At 69.9% G+C, this 12,969-nt stretch carries 13 protein-coding genes; 4 read left to right on the plus strand and 9 right to left on the minus strand.

The window, feature by feature from the left end; translation table 11 throughout:
- Positions 1 to 6 precede the first annotated feature (6 nt).
- The 9 genes from MFF24_RS09450 to MFF24_RS09490 all read right to left on the minus strand — a co-directional run bounded on the left by MFF24_RS09450 (position 7) and on the right by MFF24_RS09490 (position 8,006).
- Entirely contained in the window at positions 7 to 1,692 is a 1,686-nt protein-coding gene (locus tag MFF24_RS09450) for a methyl-accepting chemotaxis protein (RefSeq protein ID WP_238224205.1), read from the minus strand.
- Positions 1,693 to 1,887: 195 nt separating this feature from the next.
- The gene (locus MFF24_RS09455) at positions 1,888 to 3,048 is read right to left on the minus strand and encodes an alpha/beta fold hydrolase (RefSeq protein WP_238224207.1); all 1,161 of its coding nucleotides are present in this window, start codon (positions 3,046 to 3,048) and stop codon (positions 1,888 to 1,890) included.
- Positions 3,048 to 4,553 carry a glycerol kinase GlpK gene (gene glpK, locus MFF24_RS09460; RefSeq protein WP_238224209.1) on the minus strand — a complete coding sequence of 502 codons (1,506 nt, stop codon included), beginning with the start codon at positions 4,551 to 4,553 and terminating at the stop codon, positions 3,048 to 3,050. The genes MFF24_RS09455 and glpK overlap by 1 nt, the downstream gene beginning before the upstream one ends.
- Positions 4,554 to 4,748: 195 nt before the next feature.
- Positions 4,749 to 5,291, minus strand: coding sequence for an ankyrin repeat domain-containing protein (locus MFF24_RS09465; protein WP_238224211.1), 543 nt, complete (start codon positions 5,289 to 5,291; stop codon positions 4,749 to 4,751).
- A gap of 79 nt (positions 5,292 to 5,370) precedes the next feature.
- Positions 5,371 to 6,081 carry a di-trans,poly-cis-decaprenylcistransferase gene (locus MFF24_RS09470; protein ID WP_238224213.1) on the minus strand — a complete coding sequence of 237 codons (711 nt, stop codon included), beginning with the start codon at positions 6,079 to 6,081 and terminating at the stop codon, positions 5,371 to 5,373.
- 72 nt (positions 6,082 to 6,153) lie between these two features.
- Entirely contained in the window at positions 6,154 to 6,597 is a 444-nt protein-coding gene (locus MFF24_RS09475) for a transcriptional regulator (protein WP_238224216.1), read from the minus strand.
- Entirely contained in the window at positions 6,584 to 7,237 is a 654-nt protein-coding gene (locus tag MFF24_RS09480; protein ID WP_238224217.1) for a hypothetical protein, read from the minus strand. The genes MFF24_RS09475 and MFF24_RS09480 overlap by 14 nt, the downstream gene beginning before the upstream one ends.
- 137 nt (positions 7,238 to 7,374) lie before the next feature.
- Positions 7,375 to 7,761, minus strand: a complete 387-nt coding sequence (locus tag MFF24_RS09485; protein ID WP_166060607.1) for a type II toxin-antitoxin system VapC family toxin — start codon at positions 7,759 to 7,761, stop codon at positions 7,375 to 7,377.
- Positions 7,758 to 8,006 (minus strand): type II toxin-antitoxin system Phd/YefM family antitoxin, encoded by a 249-nt coding sequence (locus tag MFF24_RS09490; protein ID WP_238224218.1) that lies wholly within the window; start codon positions 8,004 to 8,006, stop codon positions 7,758 to 7,760. The genes MFF24_RS09485 and MFF24_RS09490 overlap by 4 nt, the downstream gene beginning before the upstream one ends.
- 122 nt (positions 8,007 to 8,128) lie before the next feature.
- Here MFF24_RS09490 and uvrB point away from each other — a divergent pair, with 122 nt between their 5' ends.
- The 4 genes from uvrB (at position 8,129) to MFF24_RS09510 (ending at position 12,900) form a co-directional block, all read left to right on the plus strand.
- Positions 8,129 to 10,894 carry an excinuclease ABC subunit UvrB gene (uvrB, locus tag MFF24_RS09495; protein ID WP_238224219.1) on the plus strand — a complete coding sequence of 922 codons (2,766 nt, stop codon included), beginning with the start codon at positions 8,129 to 8,131 and terminating at the stop codon, positions 10,892 to 10,894.
- Between the two features lie 137 nt (positions 10,895 to 11,031).
- The gene (locus MFF24_RS09500; protein WP_238224220.1) at positions 11,032 to 11,346 is read left to right on the plus strand and encodes a hypothetical protein; all 315 of its coding nucleotides are present in this window, start codon (positions 11,032 to 11,034) and stop codon (positions 11,344 to 11,346) included.
- Positions 11,347 to 11,483: 137 nt separating this feature from the next.
- Positions 11,484 to 12,152, plus strand: coding sequence for a YidB family protein (locus MFF24_RS09505; RefSeq protein ID WP_133089193.1), 669 nt, complete (start codon positions 11,484 to 11,486; stop codon positions 12,150 to 12,152).
- A 19-nt stretch (positions 12,153 to 12,171) separates the two neighbouring features.
- Positions 12,172 to 12,900, plus strand: coding sequence for a glutathione S-transferase (locus MFF24_RS09510; protein ID WP_238224221.1), 729 nt, complete (start codon positions 12,172 to 12,174; stop codon positions 12,898 to 12,900).
- The last annotated feature ends 69 nt before the right edge of the window (positions 12,901 to 12,969 follow it).

The raw sequence follows: 12,969 nt of genomic DNA on the forward strand, positions 1-12,969 counted from the left end.
TCATGCTCAGGCCGCGCGAACCGTGTCGAGGAAGCGGGCGACCTCGGCCGAGAGATGCTCGGATTGGCGCGACAGTTCGGTCGCCGAGGCCAGCACCTGAGCGGCCGCCGCGCCGGTCTCCTCGGCCGCGCCCGCCACGCCGGCGATGGTGCGGGTGACGGATTCCGTCCCGCCCGCGGCCTGGGCGACGTTGCGCACGATCTCCTGGGTTGCCGCCCCCTGCTCCTCGACCGCCGCGGCGATGCCGGTGGCCACGCCGCTGATCTCGCGGATGCGCCCGGCAATGCTGTCGATGGCGCCGACCGCCTGCCCCGTCGCGCCCTGGATGCGCCCGATCTGCGCGGTGATCTCCTCGGTCGCCCGCGCGGTCTGGTTGGCGAGTTCCTTCACCTCCGCCGCGACGACGGCGAAACCCCGGCCGGCCTCGCCGGCGCGCGCCGCCTCGATCGTGGCGTTCAGCGCCAGCAGGTTGGTCTGGCCGGCGATGGTCGAGATCATCGCCACCACGTCGCCGATCCGCGCGGCGGCCTCGGAGAGATCGCGCACGAGGGCCGCCGTCTGGCCGGCCTCGGCGACCGCCGCCTGCGCCAGGGAAGCCGAGCCGTCGACCTGCCGGCCGATCTCCTGGACCGAGGCGCCGAGTTCCTCGGCCGCCGCAGCCACCGTGCCGACATTGGAGGCGGCCTCCTCGGCGGAAGCCGCCACCGTCCCGGACTGGCCGGCGGTCTGGCTGGCATTGGCGGTCAATTGCTGCGCGGTGGCCTGCAACTCGGTCGCGGCGGCGGTCACGCCGTTGACTATGCCGCCGACCGCGCGCTGGAAATCGTCGGCGAGCGCGCGGGCGGCGGCCCGGCGCTGCGCCTCGGCGCCGGCGCGGGCAGCCCGCGTCTCCTCTTCGAGGGCACGGGTACGGATTAGGTTGTCCTTGAACACCTGCACCGCCGCAGCCATGGCGCCGATCTCGTCGCCGCGCCCCTGCCCCGGCACGGCGACCGTCGCATCACCGTCCGCGAGCGCGCCCATCGCACCGGTCATCCGCGTGATCGGCCGCGAGATCCCGAACCAGGCGAACAGGGCGGCGGCGAGCGCCGAGAGCAGCGTCACGGTCATGGCGATCCAGGCGGTCGTGGCGGCGGAGGCCGCGCTGCCGACGGCACCCTCGACGCTGTGCTTGGCGCCCTGCTTGTTGAGGGCGAGGTTCTCCTGCAGCGCCTTGGTCGCGGCCTGGGCGAGGCCCAGGGCCTCGGGCCCGGTGAGGAGGGTCAGCGCCTCGGCCCGGCGCCCTTCCCGCATCAGGGCGACGATCGCCTCGACGCGCCCCGTATAGGTCGCCCAGGTCGTGGAGAAGCGCTCGTACAGCGCCCGCTCCTCGGGAGAGGCGATCATCGGCTCGTAGGCGCGCCGCAGCGCGTCGAGGGCAGCCTGGCTCGTCCGCACGCTCTTCTCGTTCTCGGCGAGCAACTGATCCGTCGGCGAGGCGGCGACGAAGCGATACGTCTTCACCCGCTCGTCGCGCGTCGCCGTGCTGATGTCGCCGAGTAGACCGACCGAGGGCAGCCAGTTGTCGGCGATGTCGCGGACTTCGTGGTCGATGGCCGAAAGTTTGACGACGCTGAGCCCGCCCTGAACCGCAGCAACCACGGCCAGGAGGCTGAACGAGCCCGCCAGGGCCACCTTGAGGGAGACGCGCATGCTGGATCCGGTAGGGTATGGAAACGCTCAGTTCCGCCACCCTGCACCGGAATACTTAAGGTTCTCTCGATTTCTGCAAGAAAATGCACATCCCCAGCCATCGAGCGCCGCCCCACCGGAGGCGCGGTGGCGCAGCCGGCCGGCCGCGAACACCCGCCGCGCGGGGAGGCGGAGGGCGGAATCGCGGATCGCCGGCTACCGGCGGCCCTCCGGCCGCTCCGATGAACTCGCCTTCTCCGTCGTCGCCTCGGGCTGGCCCAGAAACTCGGCCAAGTAGCCCTTCCACAGGCTCGCGAAGCGCAGCGACTGGTGGCCGTGGGTTTCGGGCGAGGTCGGCACCAGCACGAAGCGGCCGTCTTTCACCCGCGCCATCGCCGCGTTCATCACATCGAGCTGGGGCGGGTTCAGCTCGTCGTCGGCGAAGTTCACCGCGAGCACCTTGGCGGTGATCTTTTCGAGATCCGGCGACGGGTCGTAGTCGTAGGAGGAATCGAACCAGTACAGCCAGTCGTTGGCGTCGGCCTTGCTCCCGTAGCCGGCGATCATCTTGTCGTAGGCCGTGTCGGCCGCCGCGCGGGTGGGTGCCTGCTTCTGGAGACCCAGCACGCTCTCGGTCATGATGTTGAAGATCGGCAGGATGCGCTCGAAGCTGCGCGGCTGCTCGGTGTACTCGCCGCCCTTCCAGCCGGGATCGGTGCGGATGCCCTCGATCAAGAGGCGCCGCCACAGGGCGTTGCGCCCGCTCACCGGGATCGGCTGACTGGCCACCGCCATCAGCAGGTCCATGCTGCCGGGATAGCGCTCGCCCCACATCCAGGCCTGCATGCCGCCCATGGAGGTGCCGAGCACGAGGCGCAGGTGCTTGACCCCGAGCGCTTCGGTCACGACCCGGTGCTGGCCCTCCACGACGTCACCGTATCCGTAGCGGGGGAAGCGCGCCTTGAGGCCGTCGGAGGGCTTCGAGGAGCCGCCGCGGCCGAGCCCGTCGGGCAGGATCACGTACCAGCGCCGCGCATCGAGCGGCGCACCCTCGCCGAACAGCTCCGGCCCGAGGGTCGGGATCAGGAAGCTCTTCCCGGTGCCGGTGGTGCCGTGCAGGACGAGCACGGCGTTGTCGATTTCGCCGTCCGCGCCGCGGTGCGGCGTTCCCAGCGTGGTGTAGTGCAGCTTGACCCGGTCCAGGCGCTCACCGCTGGCGAAGGTGAAGGTCTCGGCGACGAAATCGCCCTCCTGCTGCCCCGGATAGACGGCCGGCGCGGCGAGGACCGGGGCCGGCGCGAGGCCGGCGGCGAGCGGGGTCAGCGCCATCGCCGTGACCAAGAGAGCCGCGCGAAGCGAGCGTATCCGAGCACCCATCAAGCGTTCTCCTCGACCCATCCGAACGAGCGTTCCACCGCGCGGCCCCAGCCGGCGAACAGTGCACGGCGTTCCTCGGCCGCGATACGCGGATGCCAGCGCTTGTCCACGGCCCAGTTATCGCGAAGATCTTCGAGCGTTTTCCAAAAACCGGTGGCAAGTCCCGCGGCGTAGGCAGCCCCCAGCGCCGTCGTCTCGGAAACCTTCGGGCGCAGGGTCGGCCGGTCGAGGATATCGGCCTGGAACTGCATCAGCAGGTCGTTGACGGTCATTCCGCCGTCGCAGCGCAGTTCGGCGATCGGGCAGCCGGAATCGCGCTCCATCGCCTCCAGCACCTCGCGGGTCTGGTAGGCGGTGGCCTCCAGGCAGGCGCGGGCGATGTGGCCCTTGTTGGCGTAGCGGGTCAGGCCGATGATGAGGCCGCGGGCATCGTCCCGCCAGTGCGGGGCGTAGAGCCCGGAAAACGCCGGCACCACGTAGACGCCGCCATTGTCCTCGACGCTGCGGGCGAGCCCCTCGATCTCGCCCGAGGCGCCGATCAGCCCGAGATTGTCGCGCAGCCACTGCACCAGGGCGCCGGTGATGGCGATGGAGCCCTCCAGCGCGTAGGCCGGCGGGTGGCCGTCGATCTTGTAGGCCACGGTGGTGACGAGGCCGGCGGTGGAGGCGACGGGCTCAGGGCCGGTGTTCATCAGCGCGAAGCAGCCGGTGCCGTAGGTGTTCTTGGCCTCGCCCGCCGAGAAGCAGGTCTGCCCGAACAGGGCCGCCTGCTGGTCGCCGAGAATGCCGCCGACGGGCACGCCGGGGAACGGCGCGCGCGTCTCGCCGCACACCCCGCCCGAGGAAACGATCTTTGGCAGCACCGCTCGCGGGATGCGGAACACGCCGAGCATGGCGTCATCCCACTCCAGCGTCTCCAGCGACATCAGTTGCGTGCGGCTGGCATTGGTCACGTCGGTGACGTGCAGGCCGCCGTCCGGACCGCCGGTGAGGTTCCAGACGAGCCAGGAATCGATCGTGCCGAACAGGGCGGTGCCGTCCTCGGCGAGCGCCCGCGCGCCCTCGACATGGTCGAGCAGCCACGCGAGCTTGGAGGCCGAGAAGTAGCTCGCCAGCGGCAGGCCGGTGACGGCGCGGAAGCGGTCGCGCCCGCCGTCGCGGGCAAGCGCGGCGACGTGCCGGTCGGTACGGGTGTCCTGCCAGACGAGCGCATGGTGCAGCGGCTCACCGGTGCGGCGGTCCCACAAGAGCGCCGTCTCGCGCTGGTTGGTGATGCCGACTGCGGCGAGATCCCGCGGCTCCAGCCCGGCCCGGGCCAGGCCCTCGCGCATCACCGCGTGGGTGTTGCGCCAGATCTCGCGCGGGTCGTGCTCGACCCAGCCGGGGCGGGGAAAGATCTGCTCGTGCTCGCGCTGGGCCTGCGCCAGGATGATGCCCCGGCGGTCGAACACGATGAAGCGCGTGCTCGTGGTGCCCTGGTCGATCGCCCCGACCGCATCCGGCATGGCCACTCTCCCGGCGTTCCTCGCGTACGGGCTTCGTCGTGGCCCGGCGCGAGGCCGATCCTACACGAGGCGGCGTGCGCCGGAACCGGTCATACCAAATCCGGCTGATCCCTTCGGGATGGCGGATTTGGACTTCACTCAAGCGCCGCGCGGGCTTGCTGATCCGATCCCCGCTTGAAGCAAGCGGAGACCGTATCAGCCGGCTCGTTCGTCCCCTTGCGCGCGATCCAACTGGGCCGGCGTGTCCTTCGCCCCCATCTGGCGGGCCATGTCGGCGGCGCTCATCCCCGCGGCGTCGCGCCGGCCCGCATCGGCCCCGTGGGCGAGCAGCAGATCGACGATTTCCGTGCGGTCGAACATCGCCGCCACCATCAGCGCCGTGCGGGTGCCGTCACCGGCCCCATCGACCTGGGCGCCGTGCTCCAACAGCAGCCGCACGATTTCGGCATCGCCCTTGAAGGCGGCCCCGGCGAGCGGGGTCTGGCCGCGGTCGTTGGCGAGTTCAGGATCGCCCCCGGCCTCCAGGATGACGCGGGTCGCCGCCGCCTGGCCGTTATAGGCGGCAAGCATCAGCAGGCTGTCGCCCTTGTCGTTGCGCAGGTTGGCCGGCAGCCCCTGGCCGAACAGCTCGGCCAGTTCCTCCGCATGGCCCATCCGGGCGTACTGGAAGACGCGGGCGGCGAAGGCGAGGGTCTCGTCGTCGAGGGCGGGGGGCGCGGCGTTCGGATCGGCCTGCATCGGAATCTTTTTGAGGCTTCGTGGCGGGATCGGCTCCTTGCATGTGGCGTTTGGGCGGGCTTCGTCCAGCCTGAAGGGCTCAGGCGGCCTGCGGCACCGCGGGCGGGTTCAAACCCCCGTATCGGCGGTCGCGGGCGGAAAAATCGGCGACCGCGGCGGCGAGGTCGGCGGTGCCGAAATCGGGCCACATCCGCTCGGTGAAGTGCAGCTCCGCGTAGGCCACCTCCCAGAGCAGGAAGTCGGAGAGCCGCTTCTCGCCCCCCGTCCGGATCAGAAGATCGACATCCCCGTCCGTCCCCAGGGCCTCGCTCAGACCGTCGCGGCTAAGGCCCTCCGGCCCGAGCCGGGCGGCGGCGGCGAGGATCGCGTCGCGCGAGGAGTAGTCGACGGCGATGCGCAGGTGCAGCCGGTCGCCCGCGGCGGTCGCGGCCTCGGCCCGTGCGATCGCCTCCGGGATGCCTGCCGGCAGGCGATCGCGGCGGCCGATCACCGTTAGCCGGGTGCCGCTGCGGGCGAGCCGGTCGGTCTCACCGCGCAGATAGGCCCGCAGCAGACGCATCAGCCCGCCGACCTCCTCGGCCGGGCGGCGCCAGTTGTCGCTGGAGAAGGCGTAGAGCGTCAGCGTGCCGATGCCGAGGGCGGGGGCGGCCTCCGCCACCCGCTGGATCGTCTTGACGCCGGCCCGGTGGCCCGCGCTCCGGGGTAGGCTGCGGGCGCTCGCCCATCGGCCGTTGCCGTCCATGATGATCGCCGCGTGCAGAGCGGATCTGCGATCGAGAGGGCTTTGCATCATAAAGTCTCCGGGCAGCCTTCGGGACGAGTGGGAGATGCGGCGTTCGACGAGATTGCGCGTGACGAGTCGTCAGACCGGTTCGGCGAGGCCGGAACGGTCGTGGCCGGCGGGCCGGTCTTCGGTCGATGGGGATCGGCCGGCGGCGCCTTGCGGCCTGCCGGCGACGCTTTGTGGCCTGCCGGCGGCTTGAGCCGCGTCGCGCACCACCTGCTCCAGCACCCCGAGATAGTCGAGGAAGCGGGTGCGACCGGAGGGCGTCAGGCGGCACAGGGTCTGCGGCCGGTTCTGGTCGTAGCCCTTCTCCAGACTGACGAGGTCGGCCTCCTGCAGAACGGCGAGGTGGCGGCTGAGATTGCCGTCGGTGAGCCCGCACAGGCGTTTCAGATCGGGGAAGGCGAGGCCGCGGGGATGCGAGACCAGGGAGGTCAGCACCGAGAGCCGCGCCCGCTCGTGGATGATCCGGTCGAGCCCCTCGTAGGAGAAGCGCGCTTCGGGGCGATCAGAGGTCGGCATCGGCGTCTCCGTCGGCGGATCCGTCAGCTTGGCTCGAATGGCGGTGGATGATGGCGGCGAGGAGCCCCTGGCCCACCGCGAAGGGCACGCCCATCAGCCAGGGCGAGAGGTGGCGCGTCTCGCTGGCGAGCGCCAGGACGGTGAGCCCGGCGAGCAGGTACCACGCGCCCGCCAGCGGCACGGTGCGGGGCAGGATGCGGGCGGAGGCGAACAGGCCGAGCCCGACCAACACCTGCCACAGGCCCGGCAGCATCCAGAGCTGGTCCGGCGCGAAGCGGGCGAAGACGAGCCCCAGACACAACCCGGCCCCGCCCGCGGGCAAAAACCCTTCAATGGCGTTGAACACCATCGCGTCGGCCAGCCCCGAATGGACCCGGCGCGAGCGGCGCACCGCCTCGAACCCGATCAAGGCGCAGGCGGTGACGGCAGCGGCGATCCACAGGCCGAAGAAGACGACCGGCCGCGCGGTCGGATCGTCGAGCAGCCAGTCCTGGGCGCCCGCGACGACAAGGGCGAGAACGCCGGTCGCGGCCAGCGTCGCCGCGCCGAGGCCGCGGAACGCCGTGTCCCGAGCGATCTGCATCCGGATCGCGACGATGTCGGCCAGGGCCTTGTCGAGGTCGCCGTGGGTGTCACGCATGAGGGTCGCCTTCCGGCATCAGGGCATGCTTTGCAGTGCAAAGTACACGCGGACGCAGAGCCGTCAAGCGGCGCTTGTTCGACTGAGCGAGATGACGTCCCGCAAAGGCAAGAAAGATGAAATGACCGCGCCTGAGATCACACCCGCCGGATCGGGCCAGGATAGCGGGCGACGAGGACATCGGAGGTCAGGAGCGTGATACCCTCCACCGTCGCTTGAGCGACCAAAAGCCGGTCGAACGGGTCTTTGTGGATCAGGGGAAGCCCCTCCACCGCGACGGCATGCTTTCCGAGAACGGGCAGCTCTTCGTAGCCGTTCTCGACCAGTCCACGGTACAGGATGCGGCTGTCGATCTTGAAGTCTGACCGGCCAAGGCTGCGCTTGATCGCGATTTCCCAGACACTCGCGATGCTAAAGACAGGCGTGATGGCCGGATCCTCGATCAAGGTGCGAATCAACGCCGGCAACCGATCGGATCCTTCGGCAACCCAGATCAGCAAGTGTGTGTCGAGGAGAAGCCTCACTTCTCCTCTTCGCCCCCGAACAATCGGATGATCTCGTCCTGAAACATTGTGTTGAAATCGTCCGGCACCGATATCTGCCCGGCGAGGAAGCCGATACGTCGCGTGCGTAGCGGCTCGACCTCCGCCGGCACGACCCGGACCAGGGGCCGACCATTTTCGGCGATGACGAACGGCTCGCCGCGCGACGCCGCCTCGATCAGCCGCGGCAGATCCGCCTCGGCCTCGCGGAGGCTGACCGTTTTCATGACGGTCTCCCTGATGTGGAAACGCAATAAAGCTAGTCCGAGCCCGAAACGGCCGCAAGGCGGGACAATCTCGGACCATTCGGACTCTTCCGGAGATCGCCCGACGGGCCCATATTGCCGCCATGCCCGCACCCAAGAATCCGCGCGTGAGCCCGGCCCAAGCGCCCGCCAAGGCAACGGCCAAAACACCGGCCAAGGCGACCTCGAACACTGCGGCGAAGGCCGACAAGCCCGCGCTGATACCGCTCGACGAGCATCTCGCCGCGCTGCTCAACCCGGCTCTCAACCGCAACCGTCCGAAGGCGGTCGAGCCGGTGCCTCAGCCCGAGCCCGCCCGGAAGGGACGCGGCCGGAAGACCGAGGCCGGCGAGGCGAAAGCGTATAAAAAAATCGCGCAGGACGGCTTCGCCGAGGCGCCGCAGGCGGGCTTCGCCATCGGCGATGCGGCCGACGTCGATCCGCGTCTGGCCCAGGCGCTCGGCCTCGTTCCGCCCGATGACGGCCCGGCGCCCGAAGCCGGGCCCGAGGCGGACGCGCCCTCGCTCGCGACAGAGCGCGTCTCGGCCACGGTGGAAGCGCTGGAACGGCTGCTCACCGAAGGCAATCCGCTGTTCAAGAACGGCGAGGCCTGGGTGCCGCACCGGCCCGAGCGCCCGGCCAAGTCGGAGGGCGGCTACAAGTTCACGCTGAAATCCGAGTTCACGCCGGCCGGCGACCAGCCCAGGGCCATCGCCGAATTGGTGGCAGGCGTCAAAACCGCCGAGCGCGATCAGGTGCTGCTCGGCGTCACGGGTTCGGGAAAGACCTTCACGATGGCCAAGGTCATCGAGGAGACGCAGCGCCCGGCCCTGATCCTGGCGCCGAACAAGACGCTCGCCGCACAACTCTACGGCGAGTTCAAGAGCTTCTTTCCCGACAACGCGGTCGAGTATTTCGTCTCGTACTACGACTACTATCAGCCGGAAGCCTACGTCCCGCGCTCGGACACCTTCATCGAGAAGGAATCCTCGATCAACGAGCAGATCGACCGGATGCGCCACTCCGCCACCCGCGCCCTGCTGGAGCGGGACGATGTGATCATCGTCGCCTCGGTCTCGTGCATCTACGGTATCGGCTCGGTCGAGACCTACACGGCGATGTCGTTCACCGTCTCGCTCGGCGAGCGGATCGAGCAGCGCCAGCTCATCGCCGACCTCGTGGCGCTACAGTACAAGCGCATCCAGTCGGACTTTGCCCGCGGCACCTTCCGGGTGCGCGGCGACGTGATCGAGCTGTGGCCGGCCCACTTGGAGGATCGCGGCTGGCGCATCGGCCTGTTCGGCGACGAAGTGGAATCGATCGTCGAGTTCGACCCGCTGACGGGCAAGAAGCTCAACGAGCTGAAGTTCGTCAAAGTCTACGCCAACTCGCACTACGTCACGCCGCGCCCCACCCTCCAGCAGGCGATCAAGGGCATCAAGACCGAGCTGAAACAGCGCGTCGAGGAACTGACCCGGATGGGCCGCCTGATCGAGGCGCAGCGGCTGGAGCAGCGCTGCACCTTCGACATCGAGATGATCGAGGCGACCGGCGCCTGCAACGGCATCGAGAATTATTCGCGCTACCTGACGGGCCGCAAGCCCGGCGAGCCGCCGCCGACCCTGTTCGAGTACCTGCCCGACAACGCCCTCGTCTTCACCGACGAGAGCCACGTCACCGTGCCGCAGATCGGCGGCATGTATCGCGGCGACTTCCGCCGCAAGGCGACGCTCGCCGAGTACGGCTTCCGCCTACCCTCCTGCCTCGACAACCGCCCCTTGCGGTTCGAGGAATGGGACGCGATGCGCCCGCAATCGATCCACGTCTCGGCCACCCCGGCCAAGTGGGAGATGGAGCGCACGGCCGGCGTCTTCGCCGAGCAGGTGATCCGCCCCACCGGCCTCGTCGATCCGGTGATCGAGATCCGCCCGGCGAGATCCCAGGTGGACGACCTGCTCGGCGAGGTCCGCGCGGTGGCCCAGGCCGGCTACCGCACGCTTGTGACGACGCTGACCAAGCGCATGGCCGAGGATCTGACCGAGTACCTGCACGAGAACTCGGTGCGGGTGCGCTACATGCACTCCGACATCGACACCCTGGAGCGGATCGAGATCATCCGTGATCTCCGGCTCGGCGCCTTCGATGTCCTGATCGGCATCAACCTGCTGCGCGAGGGCCTCGACATCCCCGAATGCGCGTTGGTGGCGATCCTCGACGCGGATAAGGAAGGGTTTCTGCGCTCCGAAACGTCTCTGATCCAGACTATCGGCCGCGCGGCCCGCAACGCGGATGCCCGCTGCATCCTCTACGCGGACACCATCACCGGCTCGATGGAGCGGGCGATGGCCGAGACCGAGCGCCGCCGCACCAAGCAGCTCGCCTACAACGCCGAGCACGGCATCACGCCGCAATCGGTCAAGCGCGGCATCGCCGACATCCTCGAGAGCGTGTACGAGCGCGACCACGTCCGCGTCGATACGGGGCTCGCCAAGGACGCGATCACCGTCGGCCACAACCTCAAGGCCGTCATGGCCGATCTGGAGAAGCGGATGCGCGCGGCCGCCGCCGATCTCGACTTCGAGGAGGCAGCGCGGCTTCGCGACGAGTTGAAGCGTCTGCAAGCCACCGAGCTGATGGTCTCCGACGATCCGATGGCGCGGCAGGGCGACGTGGAGCGCGAGGCCGGACGCTACGGGCAGAAGGGCAGCCGGATCGCGAAGCCCACCCTCGAAAATATGGGGCCGGGTACCGACCGCGAATTGCCGGCCGGGGCCGTGCCTTGGCAGGAGCGGCCGAAGGCGCGCTCGACGCAGGGGTTGGGCGGCCAGAAACCGCGCTACAAGGGCGGCGGCGGGCGCAAGCGCGGCTGAGCTCGAGGCTGAGACCGCTCGAAACCACCGCGTGCGGAACCTTGGCCAGCAACCGGGATTGGCCCTTCAGATCCTGCAACTCCGGTCGGCTCCGCCGTGAGCCCGGTCGGCAGCGCGTAGCCTGAAGGAGCCGACCGATGCGATTCCCCACCCTCCTCGGCCGGGCGGCTCTGGCTGCCCTCCTCGGCAGCCTGATCCTGTCCACGTCAGCTCTGGCACAGAGCGTGGCCAACCCCAACGACCAGCCCACCGCCGGCACCCTGCCCTCCGGCACCGACACGGTGCGCGGCAACGCGCGATCCGCCGAGCGGCCGACCGGCGAGGTCTCGGCCCCGAGCGCGATCCGCTCCTCGACCTCGGTGATGCCCGAGGGTCGGAGCAGCGGGAAGACCGTGCGCACCAATCCGACCGATCACCTCTCGAAGCCGTTTCGGACAAGCTACGAGAACTGATCCGCAACCTCATCCCGAGGCTCGCCGTTGGACCGGCAGGGCCGCCTGAGCGCGCTCGGCCGAAGGGGATACCGGTTCGGCGTGAGAGCGCGCTTCCAGACACTCTGGAGGCGGCGTGAACCGGCGGGAGGAGACGGATGGGGCTGCTCGATCAGGTCATCGGCGGAGTCGTCGGACAGGTTCTAGGGGGCGGACGCGGCGGGGCGCTGGCCTCGCCGGTGGTCAAGGCGCTGCTCATGCTGTTGCTCGCCAAGGGCGCGAGCGGCGGCCTCGGCGACATCTTCGGGCGGGGGCGGGACGAGGGCGGCGGCTCTCCTCTGCCGAGCCCAGGCGCCGACGACGGTGATTTCGGTGGGTTCAACCAGGGCCGGCGCAGCGGTCCGCCCGCGCGCGGCGACGAGACCGGCGGGGATTTCAGCGATCTCGCGGGCATGCTCGACGGCCCCGGTGACGGCGCCTCCGGCAGCCGTTCGCCCGGCGGGGGTCCCTATGCGGGGCTCGACCGGGAGCCGCAGGACGGGGGCGGCCCCGCCGCGGCCGGGCTCGATGGCCTGATCCAGAGCTTCGAGCGCAGTGGGCTGGGCGACGTGATCGGCTCGTGGATCGGCCAAGGCCCTAACCGCGAGATCGCGCCGAACCGCCTCGCCGAGGCCCTGGGTCCCGGCACCGTCGACAGCCTCAGCCGCGAGACCGGCTTGCCGCGCGAGGATCTGCTGGCGCAACTGGCGCAGGCCCTGCCCGGCGTGATCGACGCCCTGACGCCCCAGGGCCGGGCGCCCAGCCGCGAGGAACGCGGCGGCTGGTGAATGACGGAGGGGATCGGCGATGGCCTACGAGCTGCACTACTGGCCGATGATCCCCGGCCGCGGCGAGTTCGTGCGCCTCGCCCTCGAAGCAGCGGGGGCGGATTACGTCGATGTCGCCCGCCTGCCCGAGGAGGCGGGCGGCGGCATCGCGGCGATGATGGATGGCTTGGAGGATGAGCCGGTCCGCCCGCCCTTCGCCCCGCCCTACCTCAGGGACGGCGATCTCGTGATCGGCCAGACCGCGGCGATCCTGCTCTATCTCGGCCCGCGCCTCGGCCTCGTCGGTGCGGACGAGGCCGACCGGATCTGGACGCACCAGATCCAGCTCACGATCGCCGACATGGTAGCGGAGGCCCACGACACCCATCACCCGGTCGGCGTCGGCCTGTACTACGAGGACCAGCGGCCGGAGGCGCGCCGCCGGGCCGCGGATTTCTGCGAGAACCGCATCCCGAAATTCCTGGCTTGGTTCGAGCGGGTGCTTGCCGGCAACCCGGCCGGGCCGCAGCACTTGGTGGGCGGCGCCGTCAGCTACGCCGACACCTCTCTGTTCCAGCTCGTGGAGGGGCTGCGCTATGCATTCCCGAAGGCCGCGGCTCGGGCGCTGGCGCAGGCGCCGCAGGTCGCCGCCCATGCGGAACGGATCGGAGCGCTGCCGCGCATCGCGGCCTACCGTGTCAGCGAGCGGTGCATCCCGTTCAACGAAGAGGGAATCTTCCGGCATTATCCGGAACTCGATCTCGGCTGATCGCGGCGACAAGACTGCTTTCCAGCCAAACAGTCGCGCTTGTGCCGGCCGGCGGCGTGCTACATGTGC

Origin of the sequence: Methylorubrum aminovorans (assembly GCF_022179725.1) — a bacterium.
Taxonomy (GTDB): domain Bacteria; phylum Pseudomonadota; class Alphaproteobacteria; order Rhizobiales; family Beijerinckiaceae; genus Methylobacterium; species Methylobacterium aminovorans.

Bases quoted from the DNA above. Each gene is read 5' to 3' on its own strand.
- MFF24_RS09450 (WP_238224205.1), bottom strand. From the start codon at position 1,692: ATGCGCGTCTCCCTCAAGGTGGCCCTGGCGGGCTCGTTCAGCCTCCTG.
- MFF24_RS09455 (WP_238224207.1), bottom strand. From the start codon at position 3,048: ATGGGTGCTCGGATACGCTCGCTTCGCGCGGCTCTCTTGGTCACGGCG.
- glpK (WP_238224209.1), bottom strand. From the start codon at position 4,553: ATGCCGGATGCGGTCGGGGCGATCGACCAGGGCACCACGAGCACGCGC.
- MFF24_RS09465 (WP_238224211.1), bottom strand. From the start codon at position 5,291: ATGCAGGCCGATCCGAACGCCGCGCCCCCCGCCCTCGACGACGAGACC.
- MFF24_RS09470 (WP_238224213.1), bottom strand. From the start codon at position 6,081: ATGCAAAGCCCTCTCGATCGCAGATCCGCTCTGCACGCGGCGATCATC.
- MFF24_RS09475 (WP_238224216.1), bottom strand. From the start codon at position 6,597: ATGCCGACCTCTGATCGCCCCGAAGCGCGCTTCTCCTACGAGGGGCTC.
- MFF24_RS09480 (WP_238224217.1), bottom strand. From the start codon at position 7,237: ATGCGTGACACCCACGGCGACCTCGACAAGGCCCTGGCCGACATCGTC.
- MFF24_RS09490 (WP_238224218.1), bottom strand. From the start codon at position 8,006: ATGAAAACGGTCAGCCTCCGCGAGGCCGAGGCGGATCTGCCGCGGCTG.
- uvrB (WP_238224219.1), top strand. From the start codon at position 8,129: ATGCCCGCACCCAAGAATCCGCGCGTGAGCCCGGCCCAAGCGCCCGCC.
- MFF24_RS09500 (WP_238224220.1), top strand. From the start codon at position 11,032: ATGCGATTCCCCACCCTCCTCGGCCGGGCGGCTCTGGCTGCCCTCCTC.
- MFF24_RS09505 (WP_133089193.1), top strand. From the start codon at position 11,484: ATGGGGCTGCTCGATCAGGTCATCGGCGGAGTCGTCGGACAGGTTCTA.
- MFF24_RS09510 (WP_238224221.1), top strand. From the start codon at position 12,172: ATGGCCTACGAGCTGCACTACTGGCCGATGATCCCCGGCCGCGGCGAG.